The 19,680-nt window shown below is 34.6% G+C and carries 17 protein-coding genes; 14 read left to right on the top strand and 3 right to left on the bottom strand.

The annotated features are described in order from the left end of the window. Positions 1-92: 92 nt before the first annotated feature. Positions 93-1,097: a DUF2268 domain-containing putative Zn-dependent protease gene (locus GY23_RS04230; protein ID WP_075617938.1), complete on the bottom strand. Its 1,005-nt coding sequence runs from the start codon at positions 1,095-1,097 to the stop codon at positions 93-95. A 385-nt stretch (positions 1,098-1,482) separates the two neighbouring features. On the opposite strand from GY23_RS04230, the gene GY23_RS04225 reads away from it, so the two are divergent. The 7 genes from GY23_RS04225 (at position 1,483) to GY23_RS04185 (ending at position 10,370) form a co-directional block, all read left to right on the top strand. Continuing rightward, positions 1,483-2,190, top strand: a complete 708-nt coding sequence (locus GY23_RS04225; protein ID WP_245827566.1) for an MraY family glycosyltransferase — start codon at positions 1,483-1,485, stop codon at positions 2,188-2,190. An 829-nt stretch (positions 2,191-3,019) separates the two neighbouring features. Then, positions 3,020-3,478, top strand: coding sequence for a hypothetical protein (locus GY23_RS04220; RefSeq protein WP_075617936.1), 459 nt, complete (start codon positions 3,020-3,022; stop codon positions 3,476-3,478). Between the two features lie 1,258 nt (positions 3,479-4,736). Further along, positions 4,737-5,573 (top strand): SDR family NAD(P)-dependent oxidoreductase, encoded by an 837-nt coding sequence (locus GY23_RS04205; RefSeq protein ID WP_075617933.1) that lies wholly within the window; start codon positions 4,737-4,739, stop codon positions 5,571-5,573. A gap of 15 nt (positions 5,574-5,588) precedes the next feature. Then, the gene (locus GY23_RS04200) at positions 5,589-7,136 is read left to right on the top strand and encodes an AMP-binding protein (protein WP_075617932.1); all 1,548 of its coding nucleotides are present in this window, start codon (positions 5,589-5,591) and stop codon (positions 7,134-7,136) included. 221 nt (positions 7,137-7,357) lie between these two features. Then, positions 7,358-9,373 (top strand): S9 family peptidase, encoded by a 2,016-nt coding sequence (locus GY23_RS04195; RefSeq protein WP_075617931.1) that lies wholly within the window; start codon positions 7,358-7,360, stop codon positions 9,371-9,373. A 239-nt stretch (positions 9,374-9,612) separates the two neighbouring features. Further along, the gene (locus tag GY23_RS04190) at positions 9,613-10,029 is read left to right on the top strand and encodes a MarR family winged helix-turn-helix transcriptional regulator (protein ID WP_211270639.1); all 417 of its coding nucleotides are present in this window, start codon (positions 9,613-9,615) and stop codon (positions 10,027-10,029) included. Next, positions 10,020-10,370, top strand: a complete 351-nt coding sequence (locus GY23_RS04185) for a DUF3147 family protein (RefSeq protein ID WP_075617929.1) — start codon at positions 10,020-10,022, stop codon at positions 10,368-10,370. The genes GY23_RS04190 and GY23_RS04185 overlap by 10 nt, the downstream gene beginning before the upstream one ends. A 234-nt stretch (positions 10,371-10,604) precedes the next feature. On the opposite strand, the gene GY23_RS04180 is transcribed toward GY23_RS04185, so the two are convergent. Continuing rightward, positions 10,605-11,075: a DinB family protein gene (locus GY23_RS04180; protein WP_075617928.1), complete on the bottom strand. Its 471-nt coding sequence runs from the start codon at positions 11,073-11,075 to the stop codon at positions 10,605-10,607. Between the two features lie 40 nt (positions 11,076-11,115). Beyond that, positions 11,116-11,892 carry a Cof-type HAD-IIB family hydrolase gene (locus tag GY23_RS04175; RefSeq protein WP_075617927.1) on the bottom strand — a complete coding sequence of 259 codons (777 nt, stop codon included), beginning with the start codon at positions 11,890-11,892 and terminating at the stop codon, positions 11,116-11,118. Between the two features lie 563 nt (positions 11,893-12,455). Between GY23_RS04175 and GY23_RS04170 the strand changes: the two genes are divergently transcribed. The 7 genes from GY23_RS04170 to GY23_RS04140 all read left to right on the top strand — a co-directional run bounded on the left by GY23_RS04170 (position 12,456) and on the right by GY23_RS04140 (position 19,561). Then, positions 12,456-12,644 carry a hypothetical protein gene (locus tag GY23_RS04170; protein WP_075617926.1) on the top strand — a complete coding sequence of 63 codons (189 nt, stop codon included), beginning with the start codon at positions 12,456-12,458 and terminating at the stop codon, positions 12,642-12,644. Positions 12,645-12,849: 205 nt separating this feature from the next. Continuing rightward, positions 12,850-13,725: a hypothetical protein gene (locus GY23_RS04165; protein WP_075617925.1), complete on the top strand. Its 876-nt coding sequence runs from the start codon at positions 12,850-12,852 to the stop codon at positions 13,723-13,725. A gap of 396 nt (positions 13,726-14,121) precedes the next feature. Next, positions 14,122-14,631, top strand: coding sequence for a YfiT family bacillithiol transferase (locus GY23_RS04160; RefSeq protein WP_075617924.1), 510 nt, complete (start codon positions 14,122-14,124; stop codon positions 14,629-14,631). Positions 14,632-14,976: 345 nt separating this feature from the next. Then, the gene (locus GY23_RS04155; protein ID WP_245827565.1) at positions 14,977-15,411 is read left to right on the top strand and encodes a hypothetical protein; all 435 of its coding nucleotides are present in this window, start codon (positions 14,977-14,979) and stop codon (positions 15,409-15,411) included. A 293-nt stretch (positions 15,412-15,704) separates the two neighbouring features. Continuing rightward, on the top strand, positions 15,705-16,226 hold the full coding sequence (locus tag GY23_RS04150; protein WP_075617923.1) for a sigma-70 family RNA polymerase sigma factor: 522 nt from the start codon (positions 15,705-15,707) through the stop codon (positions 16,224-16,226). Further along, positions 16,219-17,586 (top strand): DUF4179 domain-containing protein, encoded by a 1,368-nt coding sequence (locus GY23_RS04145; protein WP_075617922.1) that lies wholly within the window; start codon positions 16,219-16,221, stop codon positions 17,584-17,586. The genes GY23_RS04150 and GY23_RS04145 overlap by 8 nt, the downstream gene beginning before the upstream one ends. A 130-nt stretch (positions 17,587-17,716) precedes the next feature. Further along, positions 17,717-19,561 (top strand): M28 family metallopeptidase, encoded by a 1,845-nt coding sequence (locus GY23_RS04140; protein ID WP_245827591.1) that lies wholly within the window; start codon positions 17,717-17,719, stop codon positions 19,559-19,561. Positions 19,562-19,680 lie beyond the last annotated feature (119 nt).

Here is a 19,680-nt window from a genome sequence, read left to right as displayed (position 1 = left end):
AGTGAAAGAAGTGTTTCATGGATAAATAAAAAATCCTTTTCTAGCATGTGGAAAAGGACACATAAAGTTTTGTAGACCATTGATAAAGAAATCTACTCGTAGTTAGCCATGTAATTCCCTTCTTCAAATATTTCTTTCGGACTTTTGGAAGTCCATTCTTCTACTGTCATATCGGGATGCAAGTTTAAGTAAGATCTAATCATCTTGTAGCCTTCACTATAGCCATAATAATTGGGAAAACCATTAGTCCCACCTATCAGTATTTCATAAATCTGATCAGTAACAGAACCCTCAAGATTTGGTTCAATCCTGCTCCAATATTCTTTGTTGAAGTTTTCGTCAATCACATAAGCAGTACTATTTATATCGGGATACACTGAGGTTTCAAACATCACGGCTTGCCCTTCCATTATTAAATAATCTAATAGTGTTGGATAATAAACATCTGTATAATGTTTTTCGATCCAAACGCTATGATGATATTCATGAGAAATACCTGATTTATAATTATTATCAAGCTCACTCAAACTATAATAGTTATCGAAATCATTAAGAAAGACTAAGATTTTCCCTGACCCGGCTGTCATCATGTCAGATGGAAATCTTTCATTTTTAGGAAACACACATACATTTGTTTTTTTATCGGATGAAAGTATGTCGGAGGATTTAACAAGGGATTCCTCGAATAACTTATTTATATGATCTTTATCTATGGATTCAACTTGATTCTTGATACTATTATAATCACTTTCTTCCGGTGTCCATTGAAACAAATTAATTTCTAAATGTTCCGTATCTTTAAAACATGCATCATATATAGGTTCTATAATTTCTTGTTGATACAATTTATGGGGTGATTCATCTGGATTATCCTTTACAGTTTCAAAATAGTTCTCATATAGCATATAAGCATGAATTATATTAAATTCTTGCCCTGTATTGAGGTTTTTAAAAGAATGGGTTATATTTTGTTGTTCTTGATGTTCATTTTCCATGTTTATATTCTCGTGGGATTGTTCAGTTTGCTTACAGGCTGATAAAATCAAAATTAATAGAAGTATACAATATGAAATTAAAACTTTTTTGGCTATATTCATAAATTTTATCTCCCTTTACTATATTGACCTATTTCCTTTACATTCCATTTTATCTAAAAATTTAATTTATTTAAACTATTAATATTAATGACATTAAACAAAACATACTTTTAAGATAATTAGGCTGGTTTGGAATAGTTGGAGTGAAGATTCTTGAAGAGGGACTACCTTTCCAATTATAAAAAATCTTTCTGAAATAATGTACTTCAACTAACGGGTGCTTTACTTCAAGCTTTTTTTCTTATTGAACTAACGCAGCAAGTTAGTTCAATAAGAATAATCATAGGATTTATGGTGTTTTCCATATACTGTATAATCAAATTAGGATAATATCGGTATCTAAATATTTAAGAATGTGGAGTTTAAAAGAGTTATTGGGGGGAGTATGTTGTTATATTTATCTTTATTTATTGCTATCGTTTTAATTGCAACTATAACTAAACTTACGCAAATTTTTAAATTATCAAGAATTTGGGAGTTGGTTGGACAGATTAGTGCTTCACTTTTAATAATAATATTCGGTAAACTTGATTTTAGTTATTTTAATCTAATTTACGGTGATCATATCCAATTTGGATATTTGACGATTCCATTTTCCGTATTATTTATTGTAGGTTTTACAAATGTAATGAATATGGAAACAAAACAAAATCATTTAATATTACTGTTACCATGTGTTTCTTTAGTTTGTCTTTCTATATTGGCTTTCATCATGGGAGATTCAGTTGTTTCAATAACTGGAATCTCTGCAAGTTTAATGATTATGTTGATTCTGCTATATAGCTATTATTCAAATAAATTATTTGTAGGTAGAACACTTACTATGTCAATAGGTTTTATAATTGCAGTACTTTCACTAGCCCTTAAAACAGTATATATTCCTATATTTGTGTTAGCACTACCACTTGCTTTATATTATTTAATTCAAAATAAATTCACGAATGTACAATCAATATCAATTAGCTCTTTAATTGCTATTATATTCAGTGTATTAATGTTTGTAGTTCCTTCTGAAGTAATATGGTATTTGGTTGTGGGGTTAACGGTGATTTTGGTTATCACGCAATTTTTCCGTAAATATCGCTTTATTTAACAAATAATTACTATTACCGAATCTTAAGAGTGCTTTATCTAAAAATATAGCCTGTCTTCAACAAACGGTGCTTTACTTCAAAAAGGAGTAAGGCATTTTTTGGGTTTTTTCTTCTTGAACTAACAGGCAGTTTTGTTCAGTAAAAAATGGATCTTTTTTGTGTGGAAATTCGTAATGAAATTTATAAGAAATTTCTAAGGGGAATATTTTTTAATGAAAAAAGTTTATATAATTGCATTTACAGTAGGTATTGAAACAATTTCACTTTGGTTAGTTTCACTTTTTCTAGGTTGGAATTTTATTGACACGATCCTTTAGGAGGACTCGCTATATTTGGAGGTGTTTGGTTGTTTAAATTACATACCAATCAAACAAATAACGAATTTTATGCTGGTAACTGGACTGGGCAAGAGACCGGTGTTATATAAATTAAGAATAATTGATACTCAAAAGTCTTGTTCAACTAACACGTGCTTTACTTGAAAATCATTGAGCTGCTTAGAAAGCTCTTTCTTATTGAACTAACGCAGCAGTTTAGTTCAATAAGCTGAAGTGGATTTTTGTTAAGTTAAAATGGATGATTTACTTAATATTGGAATCTATACGGGTTAATCGTATTAAAGTATAGGGACAGGTAACTGCAATATAGGGAGTATCTTTGAAAAAATGAAAAGGGGTGGATTTTAATGATGCTTTCCAATCACTTCTTCCAGTTAATAAAGAATCATATAAACAAAAGAAGAGCAGACCTTTTCTTATTGACCTAAAACGAGTAGTTTAGTTAATAAAGAAATAAAATCCAAAAAATCTGAGTAATGGGATTGATTAAATGAAAATAACAAATGAGGTTTTGGATAAGGTGTTTTTAAATGATGGAAGCCTAAGGGATATTTATGTTCTTGACGTTGATATAAATGATTGGCAAAAATTTTTGGATTGGATTCTTATTTCTCATTGGGGGATTGCTTTTTACAAGGATGGACAAGTAAAAGTGTATGAAGAAACAGATGCTGCTCATTTTTTTAATGAAAAAAAGAATCATACAATTCAAATGTCTATTGATATTAAGGGTATTTTGATCAATTGTCACTTCTTTTCAGAAGATGAATTAGAATTTGATATTCAACCAAAAGAAGTTGGAAGTACCACTGAAGCAATTGAGGTATTTCAATTTATGAAAAAGCTATCAAAGATTCTTGGTAAAGTCAGTATTCTAACGGAAGAGAACTCTCCTGAATATCCATTGGTTACGGTTAAATCCGATGGAGAATTGATTATTAATATATAGGTGCTTCTTCAACTAACGAGTACTTTAATATAGATCAAGGGGATGCGTATGCAGTTCTTTTTCTTATTGAACTAAAGGGGCAGCGGTTTGTTAAAAAAACCATAATAAAATCAAATGGAGACTAATAATGAACAAAATAATAATATTAGTACAAGTTATTCTGGGCATAGTAGGTGGAAGTTTGTTTTTCTGGACTACGATATATAAGGGCGTTAATATTTTCTATTTCATTGATTTTCTAATACTTTTCATTGTATTAACTGTAATTTCTTTAGTTTTCTGGAAATATAACTTTTATGTAAGCTACTCTATATCATTGTTGCTAATATTATATTTTTTCTATGTAATGGTTGACATAACCGATGATTCACATTGGTTGTATATCCTTTTTTTAATGTTGCCTTTTGTGGTAACATTTTTAGCTCATATAGTGGTAATAGAATTTTTATTAAGGAAATTTCTAATTAAATAGATTTAATTGATACTACTTTATTGGATTGAACAAGGAAAAGGGAAAAAAATCCTTATGAAATATATTAAATATAATAGTATCCTTTAAAGGATATATTAATAACCATCGAATAGGAGAAATCACCTTTGAATTATGTAAGATTTTGTATGTATCAATTCATCTTATTTTCAGCGCTTTTTGTGATTAACATTCCCCTTGATAACTCCTTAGGTAAACCTTTAACTTCTGTTGATTTAATAGCAATTTGTATAAGCTTACTTATCATGATCATCGTTTACCGAGTAGTAAATAAGATTTATAGACAATTCGAGAATATTAGGTTGCGTAATAAGATATTATTTTCAATACCACCTTTGATATTATCAGCCCTGTTTATAGGGTTACTGGGGCAATTATTCTTTTAGTTTTCTTGTTCAAGTAACGGATGCTTTAGTTGAACAAAGAGTAAGAAAAAAGCGCTTTATTTAAAGAAAAGCTATCCATTCAGGATAGCTTTTTCTTATTACATACAAGCGTTCGTAAAAGTGTGCGTTAAAAAAGAACGTTCATAATATAGTGCTTTAGCATTTTAAACTATATTAATGACTAAATGGGAACACTTCAAACCCGTCCGTAAAAGTGTAATTTTACGGACGGTAATTGTTTTAAAATTACTTCTTTTTGAAACCAATTTTTATTTTAATAATATAGGCTATTCCAATAACACTTTTAAATGGTAAAATTTATAAAAAGAATTTTTTAATTCTTCTGTCAAATTTACAATCTGATTTATAAGGAGTTGTTCAAGTGCATAACTATACTTTGGTGGAAAGACTTCTGTTTTTTCCGGCACCTTTCAACTCTATTAAAATGAAAAATGAATTGAATGGAAAGACCATTTTGATAACCGGTGCGAGTTCGGGTATTGGCAAGGAGTTAGCTTATCTTTTGGCAGATACGAATGCACATCTGATCTTGGTGGCCAGAAGAGAAGAGAATATGAAGCTCATGAAAGATGAAATAGAAAACTGCTCAGCCAAAGTAAGTGTGTTTCGCGCAGATTTACGAAATGAACAAGAGATGATTGAATTCCTGGCTTTTCTCCATCAACTGACTGATGGACTGGATGTGGTAGTCAGCAATGCCGGACTATCTATCAACCGCCCAATTACTCAATCATTGGATCGCTATCATGATTTCACACGCACAATGGCCATCAATTATTTTGCACCCGTGCAATTACTGCTATCCGTTATTCCTTTACTTGCAAAAAAGAAGGGTCATATTATTAATGTATCCACTATTAATGCTCTGTTACTGCCTGTTCCTTACTGGGCGGCTTATCAGGCATCTAAAACTGCTTTTGACACTTGGTTCCGTTCGGCTGCTCCAGAGTTGGAAATCCAAGGTATTTCCACAACTTCTATTTATCTTCCGTTAGTGAAAACACCTATGATTGAGCCGACAATTGCTTATCAAACGGTACCGGCCATGTCTCCTGTTCATGTGGCTGAAATTGTAGGTCAGTCCTTGTATTCGAAAAGAGAGGTTTACAAACCTTGGTGGCTGGTCTTCGGACAACTGGCTTCGGTAATGTTCAGAAAGCCATTGGAGTTTATCATCACTCGTTTATTAAAGAAATAGGAGGGTGAAAAGACGGTGTTTAACTTGCTGAAAATATTATCCCAACTTCATTTTCTATCACCTTCGAAGTTAACTCGCTTAGGATTTGCTATTCGTCAAAACGGCATTAATCTGATGCTTTTGTTTACTTTGATGGAAAAAGAGCGAGCCGATAAAGTTGCTTTAGTAGATAGAAGGGAAACCCTCAGTTATAAGAAGCTCCAAGAGAGATCTGAAAACCTTGCATATATGTTAAAAGAACACTATCAACTTGAGAAGGGACAAAAAGTTGCCTTCCTTTGTAAAAATCACGCTTCACTTGTACAAGCCCTTTTTGCTGCTTCGCGATTAGGAGCAGATCTATACCTGCTCAATAGTTCCATGAGTAAACCTCAGTTTAATCGAATGGTGGAAGAGCATGACTTCGACTTAGTGGTGTATGACAATGAATCTAGAGGTTTAATTGAAGGGTCTCTTTACCGGAACCGGAAAATTCTCAGCTATCATGAAAACATAACAGCAATCAGTAACTTAGTCGACACAAAATGGAAGAAAAAACAAAAACTAAAACCGTCATCCAGCAGTAAAATTGTCATATTAACCGGTGGTACTACAGGAAAGTCAAAAGAAGTGATTCATAGCCCTTCCATTTTTAATTACCTGCAACCATTTGCAGCACTGTTGGATCGCTTACAGTTTACAAGATATAACACAGCTTATATTGCGACACCGATTTATCATGGCTATGGCATCGCCATCTTGTTATCATTCATTGCTCTAGGGAAAAAAGTTGTCATTCAAGATAGCTTTGATGCAGCAAATGCCTGTGCCCTCATTCGGAATCATCAAGTCGAAGTCGTCACAGTGGTTCCATTGATGATTCATAAAATGCTTAAGATCAACAAAGAAAATCTACGTTCCCTTGCATGTATTGCATCGGGTGGCGCGAAGCTGAATCCAGCTCTAGTGAAGGAAGTGAATCATCATCTAGGGGATGTCTTATTCAATCTGTACGGCACTTCAGAAGCAGGCCTGAATATCATCGGTACACCTCAGGATTTTAAGTATGATGCCAACACGCTTGGTCAATTGCTTTCAGGGGGGCAACTGCAGGTAGTGAAGAATGGGGAAGAAGTAGAGAGTGGAAGTATCGGGCAATTTTGTATTCAGAATAAGTGGTCGATGAAGAATAGTAAAAGCCACTGGATTGAAACTGGTGACGTAGGATATCGGGACAAAAACGGCTATTATTTCTTATGTGGTAGAACAGATGATTTAATTATTTCAGCAGGTAACAATATTTACCCCATGGAAATTGAAGTTGCCGTAAATAACCATTCTTGCGTAGAAGACGTGGCAGTAGTTGGCATTAGAGATGTGTACAGTGGTCATATCTTAAAGGCGTTTGTTCAACTCTATCCTAACAAAACCATTTCCGAAGAGGCACTCATTAGCTGGCTACGCAAACATGTGGCTGAATTTCAAATTCCGCGAGAAATCGTCTTTGTTAAGGAGCTGCCTTATACAGCACTAGGAAAGCTAGACAGAATGCGATTGCAGGCGATTGAGGATATATGGACCTAACTTTAAGGAATGAGTAACAGGATTCCTTATCAAAAGAAAATTAAAAAGGATAAAGTCAAGCGGTTCGGTGAATTGAATGTAACGACATTAAATTACATTCAATAATTAAAGACCTTATTATCTTAAACTTGTGCTATAGTCTCTCGTTTTCTGCCTTTTTCAACATGATAAATTAAATTTTGATTATGCCTATTTGATTATAGTTACGAGGGGGTTTATTAATGAAAATGAATGAAAAAACATATCTAAGTATAGAAGAGATTATTTCATTACCAACCTTATCAGGAACAAACATAAGTGATGATGGCAAAAACGTAGCATTTGTCAAGAAGACAGCTAACTGGAAAGACAAGAAATATAGGAATCATGTATGGATATATGAAAAAGATAAGGGCCAGTGTTCCCCATTAACAACTAGGGATATAGATAGTACATACCCAATATGGTCTCCAGATTCTAGAGATATCGCATACCTTAGCCCAGTTGGTGACGGGGATAATAAGAAAAATCAGATCTTTGTTAAGTCAATAGATGGTTATAGTGGGGTTCAAATTACTGATGAGAAAGAAGGGGTCAGTAAATTCAAATGGGAGCCTACTGGCAAGGGTTTTTTTTATGTAGCACAGTCAAAAGAATCTTATGCGATAAAGAAACGTAAGGAACTATATGGAGATTTCCAACATATAGGTAAGGAATACCAGAATAATTGTTTATATTACATTGAAATAGAAAAAGTGATACAAAATGATAAATATGTACACCGAGAAAATTCTGATAGTTCTGGTAAGTATAAAGATGAACACGAAGATAGCGTTGTTTATCAACTAACTGATGGAATGGATTTTCATATCCATGAATTTGATATTTCAAATGATGGGGAAAAGGTTGTATTTATGGCTACACCAAGCACAAATATGGGAGATTATTTTAATGGAGATCTATACATACTAGATATTAAAGCTGGAAAGCTACAAAAGATGAATATAGATAAGTTGTTGGGAGGGAGCGTTTGCTTTTCTCCTGAAGGTAGCAAAATATGTTACTCAGCAAGCATAATGGAGAAGGATTACTATAAGACCCATATACAAGACAGTACACTAGAGATATATGATATTAATAATGGAGAGCTAATTCAACCTTTAACAGATTTTGATAGTACGGTTATTCCATTACGGTGGACAACTAAAGGGATTTTAATTAGATGGCAGAATAAAACTAATTATCTTATTGGGTTGTTATCTGAGAATGGCACTGTGGAAATGTTAGGCGAAAAAGTAGATAGCTTTATATTGGATGCTTCTATAACAAAGGATGGAAATTATATATCCTATAATAAGGCTATAACAAATGAAACCTTTGAAATCTATTTAGACGATAAAAAAATAACGAATGAAAATAGCTTTTTCAAAGGAAAGCTTAAAAGTAACAGGGAAATAATCTCATGGAAAAGTAGTGATGGTCTTGAAATAGAAGGAGTTTTATCAACCCCAGTAGAGTTTGACGCAAATAAAAAATATCCTTTATTAGTGGTAATCCATGGTGGACCGGCTTGGGCATCCTTTCCGATATTTTCAGACTGTTTTAATGAGAAATATCCTATTGAACAGTTTATCGAAAAAGGCTTTATAGTTTTAGAACCAAACTACAGGGGAAGTTCTGGTTATGGTAATGAATTCTTAAAAGCAAACTATAGAAAACTGGGAATTGCTAACTACGATGATGTTATATCTGGAGTTGATAAACTAGTTGACAATGGGATTGCAGATAAAGATAGAGTAGGGGTTATGGGATGGAGCAACGGGGGATATATATCAGCTTTCTGTTCTACATATAGTAGTAGATTTAAAGCTATTTCAGTTGGAGGTGGAATTACTAATTGGAGTACCCATTATGTAAATACAGATATACCTTATTTTATTAGTATGTATTTAGGAAATAATCCATGGAATGATCCAGAGATATATACTAAAACGTCACCAATGACATATATTAAATCAGCCTGTACTCCCACTTTAATCCAACATGGCGAAAAGGATGCAAGAGTTCCAACTCCAAATGCATATGAGCTATATCAAGGATTAAGGGATATGGAAGTTGATACAGAATTAATTATTTTTAAAGGAATGGCATATAGTTCTGACCAGCCAGGAATTAATATGGCTATTATGAAGCAGAATTTGATGTGGTTTTCACACTACATTCTTGGAGAAAGTATGAAAGACTTTAGGGTTTTATGATTAATAAATAGTTATCCTCACAGGATACTTAAGGATGAAACAGTCTTCATAATGAAGCTTTTTTTCTTATTACATACAAGTGTTCGTAAAAGTGTACATTAAAAAAATCGTTCATAATATAGTGCTTTAGTTTTTTGAACGCTTTAAAAGCAAGTTTACATTTATATTCTAAAAACGCGCTTTAATTATATCTTACAATGCGATATAATCGTATTGTAAGATTAAAAGGAGTGTTCGCTGTGAATAGCAAAGTAAAACAAATAAATCAGTACTGGACAGATATATATTTTCATCTGCATTACTTCCATAAAGAAAAAATCTCCCATCAGGTGGTACGCATTCTGCAGCTTATAGATAAAAAGGAAGATATCGGTGTAAACGAAATTGCTTCCTATATCCAAGTTTCTCATAACACGGCTTCAGAACATGTGAAACGGATGATCGAAAAGAACTTTTTGACCAAAGAGAGGGACCTAATTGATGAAAGAAGAGTCATCCTCCGTCTCACGGATTTTGGGGAGGACGTTTTGCTTCGGAATACAAGCCTGGATGAAGAGAAACTGGCACAAATTATCGATCGGTTAAAGGACAATGAAAAAGAGATAATTGAACAGGCCTTGAAAATCTTAAGCGAGCGTGCCAAAACATGTTTGTAGCAATGAAAATCATAGCATCAGCGATTGTGATTGGTGTAGTGACGGAATTTTCTAGAAGATTCCCCTCATATGGGGGAGTGGTGGCGGCCCTTCCGCTTGTGAGCCTGTTGAGTATCATTTGGCTTTATGTTCAAGGGGAACAAACAGCTACATTAAGTAAGTTTACATTAGGGGTTTTATGGGGATTTCCTGCAACAGCATTTCTGTTAATTATCGTTTACATCGCTTTGCAAAATTCTGTCCATCTTTTTCTCTCCATTGCTTTAGGTGGATGTGGTTGGTTGCTGTTCTTATTTATTCAGGATCTTGTTTTAGATTATATGAGAGGGATTCTTAACTAATAGATTAAGTAAGTTTTCAATAAAATGTTTTGTTGTCCGATTCCTGAAAAATATTGCATTTACAATTGATTGAAAGCATTAGTGAAACCCTTTAGGAAATTCAGTTTACATATCACTAGTTTACAGAAGTTACAGCTATTCAGCTGTAAATTAACAAAAAAGAGAGGTTGCTTAGACAGCAGCCTCTCCTTTTTGTGTGGGATCTTAAGCCTACTAGTGGTGTTTTATGTAGAATTAAACCAGCTCCCTGAAGATCAGATCCGAGGAAATCGGATTCAGTCCAATGTCCCTGGACCAAACGGATAGCTGTCCTATGTGATGGATTTCATGGGCGGTAATATGTCTGAGCACTTTCTCATAAGGCAACGACTTTATGGAACCATCTTTTCTTTTAAGAACCAAAACCTTTTCATTTGTTTCGACGTTAAACGATTTTATAAAATGAAGAGTTTCAGTTTTGGTACGGTCTGAAAATATCTTTACATCATTCAAAGTGATTATGTTATTAATGTCATTTACGATGACAGGAGTTCCTTGCATTTGGTTGATCCATATTTGCTCACAGTCAATGACGTGATATAAATTATGCAGAATACTGCCCGTCCCACCAATTCTCTTCTTCACTAGTTCTTCATTTGAAAGGGTCTCACACCAATCAAACCATTCTTCTCTTATCTGCCAGTTATATAAGAACATATCGACCATTTAGACTGCTCCAAACTTATTTAGATTTTTATCATTATACTTACTGAATAATTTGAAACTTTCTTAACGCATATTCAATCCCATCATCGGACGCTTTCTTTGTTATGAAATCAGCTGCTGCTTTTAATCGTTCACTTCCGTTCCCCATGGAGATGCCCAGTCCAACCAATTCCAGCATATCTATGTCATTATCTCCATCCCCAAAAGCGATAGCCTCGGATTGATCTATGCTAAAATACTGTAAGACACTTTTGATGGCCGCAGATTTGGATACTTCTCTATGCAGCACGTTTAGTATGTAAGGGTGCCATCTTTTAAAGGACAAGTGGGGGAATCGATGGATATACTTTTTAGCCATTTCATCATCAGTAAATAAACAGAGTAAAAATACTTCTTGATGGTGAATCGATGGATTGTTGGCGGGGTAATCATGTAACGATAACGTTTCTTTTAACGCAGCTAGTATTCTTGGATCTCTCACTTCATTCATGTTCAACTCTTCGGTATAGAATGAAAGGCCGTGGTTTTCTGTCTGGGCAAATCCGACCACTTCCTGCAGGATGACGGGATCCAGTGGCACTTTATGAATCACATTATTGCCATGTTTTACGTAACCCCCGTTTGAGGTGATAAAGGTGTCTATTCCCAGGTCTCTGATTTCATCGCACATGGACAAAGGTCTGCCCGTGGCTGCAACCATTTTGATTCCTTTGCGCTTTAACTCGGTAATCGCGGTTTTCGTACTTTCAGAAATACACTCATCTTGATAGTCCTTTAGCGTGCCGTCAATATCAAAAAAAGCAATTTTATATTTCATGGGAATCTCCTTGGTGATGGGATGTAATTTTAAAATATATATTGTCTAAAATATTGATAAAATTTTCCACTATTCTAACTTTATATTTTGACATTATATAAAGCAATATCTAAATAAAGATTCTTACTGCTCTTTTATAATAATAATGAATCTAAAGTATGACGTATTATCGATAGCAGCCATAGACCAAATGTATAAATCAAGAAGTCCAGCAATCTAATTAGCACAAAGTTGCTGGGTTACTTCAAATCGAATGCAATATATAGTTTAAAAATTGATATGAGCTTTCTCTTGATGTTATAGATTTCTTTGAGAACCACTAGTGTAATGTGCAGAAAAGGACGAGTTTTGTTACAAATCCTTTTATCATTTAACAAGCTATATACGTAATATTCAAAATTCGAGTTGGGTATTTATGTTAAAATAAATATAAGATTGTGAAAGTTTCTATTTCAATTAACCCAGCAGGTTAGTTGAAGAGTATTGTTTAACTTGTGTTCAACAATCAGACCTGATAATGGGATAAAGTATTATTTCAAAAATAATGGAATTGGGGTGTAAAAATGGTGGAACGGCAGTGTTTAGAATGCGGTAGTGCAGCAATTGGAGAAGCTAGATGGGCAGGATTTGGAGGTACTTTGCAACCAGCTAAAAAACTTGATTGGAAAGGTGGCTCTCAGATACTTGTTAGGGTTTGCACGGAATGTGGTCACATATCTATGAAAGCAGAAAAACCTCATCTATTTAAATAGTGATTAATTTGCCTATCAAATTTCCGATTCTCCATAATTGGGAGCGATTGTTTAAAAAGCGTCTCTGTTCTTATTAAACTAACGGGTGCTTTAGTTAAAGTTCATTGGGCTACATAGACAGCTCTTTTTCTTGTTCAACTAACGCAACAGGATAGTTGAAGAATATTCGGGAAAGATACCTATAAAGAAAAGGTAGGTGGGCTGTATGAAGAAAAAACTCTACGTCCTTTTTTGTATCCTATTTCTCGTAAATAATACTGATGTTTTTGCGATGCAAGAAGCACCTAACCAAGATTTTATTAATAAGTATTTTTTGGATGTTAATTTAATTAATTCAGCCAGTCAAATGGCTGAAGCAAAGAAGGATACCAATAACCCTTTTTTGGAACAATTGATGACGCATTCATTAGAGCATAATGATGTTCAAAACATTAAAGTTAAAAATAATTCCGGACTTCAACGTGTATTCAGTATCAATGATGGTTTTCAAGAACGTGTACTCAGAAAAGTGGTTTACTGGCTTAATAACTCTGGCCGAGTGAATGGAACAATCGAGGTAACTTTAGATAATCCATCCAATAAATTGACGTTAAAAATGGCAAATGATGAGGTGATCACTATTGAACCCGCTTATACATGTGTTGTTGACAACAAAGGCAAAACCTGCACGGCTAAAGAAGGGGAATTAATCGTTTCGGAAAATAGACAAAAAGTGCGATTAAGGTCACAATCTCTTTATGATTGGCTCATGGTAGGGTGGAGAAAAGAAGTGGACGGACTTACTAAAGAAGAGTTACTTGAAGAAGCATTGTTTACACGATATTTATCTCATTTAGGCCCATCTTATTCGGAATATTTTATGTGCCCAAAAATCAAAATTGAACCCATTGATGGAGATCCTAGGAGACATCTCATTTTTGGCAGTGCTTTAAACTATTCAGGACACCACGGTGGAGATTATGATAAACTTACTTTTTCTGTAAGGGATTCTAACCTAACAGGGTTACAAATGGCAAACGTAAAAATAAAGAAACATATTTCGCAAGAAGAAAGCGAAAAACAATGCCAAACGTTTGATTAAATATAGTTTTTACGAATGGGGTGTTTCTTTCAGAAAAGGGAACGCTTCTTTTTATTGAGTTATTTCAGTTAATCACAATGATAATAAGTTTGTGAAAGATTGTACTTAAGCTAACGAGTGCTTTACTTTAGTTAAACAAGACCATCATTTCGATGGTATATTTTTACGTCCAAAACATCAAGTAGATTCGGTGATCCATTGTGAAATGTTACACTTAAACTAACGAAGTAGGTTAGTTTAAGAGTGATGTTTAACTTGTGTTCAACAATCGGACCAGTTTCTTAAATAACTCTTAATAAAGAAATTAGACATTTATGTTAAAATATAAAGTGAATAATTAAATAATTTAATACAGATTTAATAAAAAAATAGCGTATAGGGAAAAGGGGATTGAAAATGGATGTAAGATTTCCGATTGGGAAATTACAAGTTCCTGAAAAAGTAACATTAGAAAATATTCTAGAATGGCTAAGGGAAATCGATACTTACACCATTCGATTAAGAGAAACTGTTGACTCTTTAAGTGATGAGGAATTAAACAGAATATATCGTGATGGTAGCTGGACAGTTCGTCAACTTGTTCATCACATTGCAGATTCTCAGTTGAATATGTATCAACGTTTGAAGCTGGCTTTAACTGACGAGAATCCAACAGTACCAGCTTTTGATCAAGAAAAGTGGGCTATTCAACCGGATACAAAGCTTCCTATAGAAAGTTCTATTAAAATGCTAGAAGGTATAAATGAGCGCATCGTATCTTTAGGTCATAGTTTAACTGAAGAGCTATTAGATCGAGCTTTTACACATCAGAAAAACGGTAAAATAACAGTTGCAACAAAAGTTGCAAAATTAGCTTGGCACGAAGAGCACCACTTAGCCCATATAAAAATCGCATTATCAAAATAATACAATATGTATGAATTGGCTTATCGAAGTTCGATAAGCCGATTTTTTAAATTAGGAATAATTACAGAAGTTTTATTCAAAACTCAACGGATCCAACACACTTAAACCTGATTCAAAAAAGGTTGTGAAGTAGGTCAGTTTTTTTACGGATTCAAGATTTAAAGAGCTGCCCAACCTATTCTTCACTTCTACTATATAAAAAATAGTAGTGTAAACCAATGCCTTGGCCAGCATTACTAATCTTAGTATGTTTTTCTTATTGAACTAACGCAGCAGATTAGTTGAAAAAGGATTAATAATTCTTTTCTAATTGGTGAAAATAATTAGAGAAGAGGTGAATTTATCTTGAAAAAACTGTATGTACTGATTTTAATCATATCTTTATTCACTTTGGTTTCATTTGAAGCTTTTACACAGCCTAAAAAATGTCCTGTATTAAGTGAATTAGAGAAAACATCGCTTAAGGATAAAAAAGAGGTAATAGAAGCGTTAAAAACTTTAATACCAAAAACTTATGGAACTGGATTAGATGATTTTCCTGACATGTATATTAAGTGGAATGTAGTAACTGCCAAACCTTTTCTCAAAACAGTTGGTAATAAAGAAGAAGAAGACTATTTTGGAATGGCAAAAACCTTTTGTGGCAAAGAAATTGCTGAAAAGTCATGGCTTGTACGATTGGATTTCCCCAAAGCACCTGGAGCTGACTTAGCCCAGGGTCAAATATTTTTAGCTAAAAGTAAGGATAAAGGATGGTTTGTTTGGTTTCAATACCATTAAACAAACTGCCATTCCTTATTGAACTAACTGTGAGTTTTAGTTTAAGGTCATTGGGCTGCTTAGGTAGCTTTTCTTTACACTTACGATGCAGGTTAAGTTCACCGTTAAACCTTGTACCTCTCACTATCACTCTTTAGAATCATGCACTTTTAGTTTCGACTCACTATTTGTATACTCATCTTACGAATTCGTGAGTAAAAAATTTCGAATGTGAATGATTTAATCTACTTTCTAAAAACTTTTTTCAAAGTTGTAGGTCTAATAGATAGGGACAAACGAAAAGAGGTGACATTTTGAACGAAAAAATACTAGTGAAGAAAGCGATCAAAGGTGACGATGAAGCATTTCTAACATTGATGCATTCATATGAAGAAGCATTGTATCGAACAGCATTCTCGTATTTAAAAAATGAAGGAGATGCACTGGAGGCTATCCAAGAAGTGACATATAGAGCTTATCGAAGTATGAAAACGGTGAAGGAGCCTACCTATTTTAAAACTTGGCTCATCCGAATCATGATGAATTATTGTCAAGATGTCATCAAGAAAAGTAAGAGGGAAGTGCTGGAAGAAAGAATACTTAGCATACAAGGAATAACCGAAGATTACACTTTTCTGGAGGTCGAGGAGGCACTTTTAAAATTATCCGATTACGAAAGAGAGTTATTGCATTTGAAATACTTTGAAGATGTCAAAATAAAGGACATCGCCGTTATGTGGAATACCCCCGAAGGGACGATTAAAACACGTCTACATAAAGCATTGCGCGCACTTAGAGCAGGATTTGAAGAGAAAGGAGAGGTTAAACGTGTTTGAGGAGGAAAAAAGGAATTTGGTGCAGAGAAAGAATTCAATCGGGCTGGTCGAAGTATCGAAGGACAAGCTACATTCTGCCGTACAGAGTGGATTCGAGAAAGCAAAAAAAGAACGAGTGTTAAAAAGAACCAAGTTAATAAAACGGAGTTCATGGTCAATAGTAATCGCCGCTATCCTTCTTATCTCGTTTATCACATCTGTCTCTGTATCACCAGTGTTCGCTAACAAAGTTGCATCTATACCAGGGATGGAACGCATTGTTGGTCTTATACAACAAGATAGGGGCTTAACTGCGGCAGTTGAAAACGACTTTTATCAACCATTGAATCTCTCTCAAGAAAAGAACGGAATGACGGTGACCCTTGATGGGGTAATTGCAGACAAAAAGGGCATGGTTATTTTTTACTCTGTCCAATCTAAAAAGAAAAATCAACCTTTAGAAATCGAATATTTAAAGTTAATGAACGAAAAGTACGGAAATTTGCCCGTATATGATACTACCTTCTGGGGAGCTGAGCCACCAATAATTGAAGAAAAAGTATTTAGCTCCATGATGACGCTTGAAACTATAGAAAATCATATAGTAGGTAATAGTAATCTTTTATGGACAATTGGCTTGAAGAATGGAAATAAAGTTGAGCAGTTCCAAATTCCATTTAAGTTTACGAAGTCTAGCGTATTTAGTAAAACAATTGATTTAAATAAGGAAATTATGATTGAAGGGCAACGAATTATAGTTGAAAAAGTTACAATCAACCCTATTCGTGCAGAAGTTAAATTAAAAATAGATCCGAATAACTCCAAAAAAATCTTGTCATTTGATAATTTGAAATTTACCAATGATATAGGTGATGAATGGATTCTTAATAATAATGGGACTTCGTTTAGAAGTCTAGATGAAACTGAATGGACTATTACACTTCAAAGCCCTTACTTTAATAACTCTGATAACCTAAAACTAGTGTTTGGAAAAATAGCAGCAATTGATAAAGATGATGATTTTATCTTAATCGATACCGAATCAAAAAATTTCTTGAAACAACCCGCTAAGTCAATTTTCTCAAATTTAGAAATTGAGAATAGTAAAGTTAGTTTTATAATGGATGTGAATGGTGAATACAACATGTTAGTATCCTCAAGCTTTTTAGATAATGAAGGGAAAGAATTTTTTATTAAGTATGACTTTACTAATCCTAAGCCAGGGGAAAAGTATGTAAATGGATTATTGATGAAAACGGCTGAAAAAGGATTAAAACTAGAATTTGAACTTCCGAAGGAATCTATTAAAAATCCCTTACGATTCGATTTAGCTTATTACCCATCTTGGATTGAAGAAGATGTGGAGATAGAAGTCAAATAATAAAAAGAGGTTCTGAATAACTATTGGAAATACACTAAAAGAGAAAATGTGGAGATAGAAGTCAAATAATAAAAAGAGGTTCTGAATAACTATTGGAAATACACTAAAAGAGAAAAGCTGGGTGAAGAAGATGGGAGTTAGGCATATAGTTGCCATAATCATCCTGCTGATTATGGCAGGGTGTTCTGAAAACCGGGAAGTTAAAAAAGATCTGACGCCAGAGGAGAGAATAATGGAAGATGTCGCCTTCTGGTCATCCGAAAGGTTTGAAGGAAGATTGGCAGGGTCTGAGGGCAATCAGCTGGCAGCTGAGGAAATTGCTAAGAGATTCAGGCAGATTGGGTTAAAAGGGTATCAGGACGACAACTATTTAATTCCCTTTAATTATATGTACGTCGACCCGGATAAAATGAAAAAAAGCCTGGTCATAAATCTAAAGGATGGGTCACAAAAGGAATTGGAGTATGGGAAGGATTGGATGGAAAAATCTTCAGGGCCGAATAAGGATTTGACTGTGCCCATCAGTTTCGAAAATCCTGAAGGAAAAATACTTATTACCGAAAAACAGCAGCCTCCGAACGATCAGATCCGGGTGCAGTTTGTAAAAACAAACAAGTTCCGGAAGTATTTGACCTATAGCGAACAGCATTCCTCCTTTCAAATTTCTGAACCGTCCTATGCGTATTTCATAGAGAATGAGGCAGAAATTGAAAATGTCCATTTAGTCTATTACGGGTCCCCCGTCCCGACAAAAATCAACAATGTTATCGGCAGGATGTTCGGGGATCAGGAGCAGGAAAACAAGCAGGCAATTGTCATTTCTGCACATTTTGACCATGTCGGAAAAGCAGGGGATAGCCTTTTCCCGGGAAGTACCGACAATGCTTCGGGGGTAGCATCGTTACTGAATATAGCAGAACAGTTGAAAGTGATATCGGACGAAATCACTTTTGAATCAGATATCATTTTTGCAGCCTTCAATGCAGAAGAAAGCGGTCTAATCGGGAGCCAGGCATTCGTGGAGGAAATTGCGGCTCGATATGACTCTGTCGTCAATATCAATTTGGATAGCATCGGTTCGGTTGGAGGAGGAAAGATTAGCCTAATTGGGACCGAAAACGGAAGTTCCGAACTAAGTGAAGCGTTGGTTGAGATAGCGGAAAGTAAAGGGTTGGAAATCGCAGTGAATCTGGAGGATTTTCCAAGCCTGATGAGTGACCATTTCTCATTTTATACGGCCAATTTCCCGTCCATTATGATTACTCAGGAAGAGATGCCTTTCCTTCATATGACTGAGGATACGATCGATAAAATCGAGCCCAAGCCGATTCTGTCAGTTATTGAATGGGTGACGGAATTTGCAGAGAAGAACCATCAGAAGCAATTTACCAATATTGAATTGGAGAACCAGGGCGGATACAACGCCTATATGAAGGAATGGGAAGAGCAGACGGAAGGCTTGGGATTTGGGGAATACAAAACCTATATGTCTAACCTCAAGGACAGTTTGGATATTGCCTATAACTTGGAAAAGGAATGGCCACAGCACGTTTTAGAGCCACTGCGCAATTCTTTGAAGGAAAACGGATTTGAATTGACAGATTCAACATTCTTTTATTTCCCGATTGACTTTGATTCATTGAAAGTGGAGGATGGTGAGAAAATCCATCAGTTAAAGGAAGAGCAAATTAGACTATCGAACATTCAATTCGATGCGGTTAAAAGTGATGTGAATTTTCTCGTGCAGGTATTCAACTCCGAGTTGGAAAATATGCCAGAAGCAGTGGAATATGTCGACGACTGGAAGCTTATGAGCCACCAGCCGGGAGAAGAAATCTTTAATTCTGCAATAAAAACGGTTGAAACGAATCATGGCATCATGACTGTTTTCATCCAGGGCACTTTTACGAAAGAGATGTTCGAAAGCTTTATCAACTCCTTTGAAGTGAATCCGCTCATTGAACACTTTTCCTGAAAGAAATCGGCTTGAACTATTTCTTTTTACACTGGCTACATACGAAGGCAACCCTTTGATAAAAAGAACACACAAGGCGATGTTGAATATTTATTAAGTGGCTGTTCAAAAAATCTTGA

This window comes from Paenisporosarcina indica (genome assembly GCF_001939075.1).
Classification (GTDB): Bacteria; Bacillota; Bacilli; order Bacillales_A; family Planococcaceae; genus Paenisporosarcina; species Paenisporosarcina indica.
The sequence above is the reverse complement of the archived record's forward strand: the minus strand, read 5'-3'. Positions and strand labels throughout refer to the sequence as shown.

Bases quoted from the DNA above. Each gene is read 5' to 3' on its own strand.
- GY23_RS04230 (WP_075617938.1), bottom strand. From the start codon at position 1,097: ATGAATATAGCCAAAAAAGTTTTAATTTCATATTGTATACTTCTATTA.
- GY23_RS04225 (WP_245827566.1), top strand. From the start codon at position 1,483: ATGTTGTTATATTTATCTTTATTTATTGCTATCGTTTTAATTGCAACT.
- GY23_RS04220 (WP_075617936.1), top strand. From the start codon at position 3,020: ATGAAAATAACAAATGAGGTTTTGGATAAGGTGTTTTTAAATGATGGA.
- GY23_RS04195 (WP_075617931.1), top strand. From the start codon at position 7,358: ATGAAAATGAATGAAAAAACATATCTAAGTATAGAAGAGATTATTTCA.
- GY23_RS04185 (WP_075617929.1), top strand. From the start codon at position 10,020: ATGTTTGTAGCAATGAAAATCATAGCATCAGCGATTGTGATTGGTGTA.
- GY23_RS04180 (WP_075617928.1), bottom strand. From the start codon at position 11,075: ATGGTCGATATGTTCTTATATAACTGGCAGATAAGAGAAGAATGGTTT.
- GY23_RS04175 (WP_075617927.1), bottom strand. From the start codon at position 11,892: ATGAAATATAAAATTGCTTTTTTTGATATTGACGGCACGCTAAAGGAC.
- GY23_RS04170 (WP_075617926.1), top strand. From the start codon at position 12,456: ATGGTGGAACGGCAGTGTTTAGAATGCGGTAGTGCAGCAATTGGAGAA.
- GY23_RS04165 (WP_075617925.1), top strand. From the start codon at position 12,850: ATGAAGAAAAAACTCTACGTCCTTTTTTGTATCCTATTTCTCGTAAAT.
- GY23_RS04160 (WP_075617924.1), top strand. From the start codon at position 14,122: ATGGATGTAAGATTTCCGATTGGGAAATTACAAGTTCCTGAAAAAGTA.
- GY23_RS04140 (WP_245827591.1), top strand. From the start codon at position 17,717: ATGGGAGTTAGGCATATAGTTGCCATAATCATCCTGCTGATTATGGCA.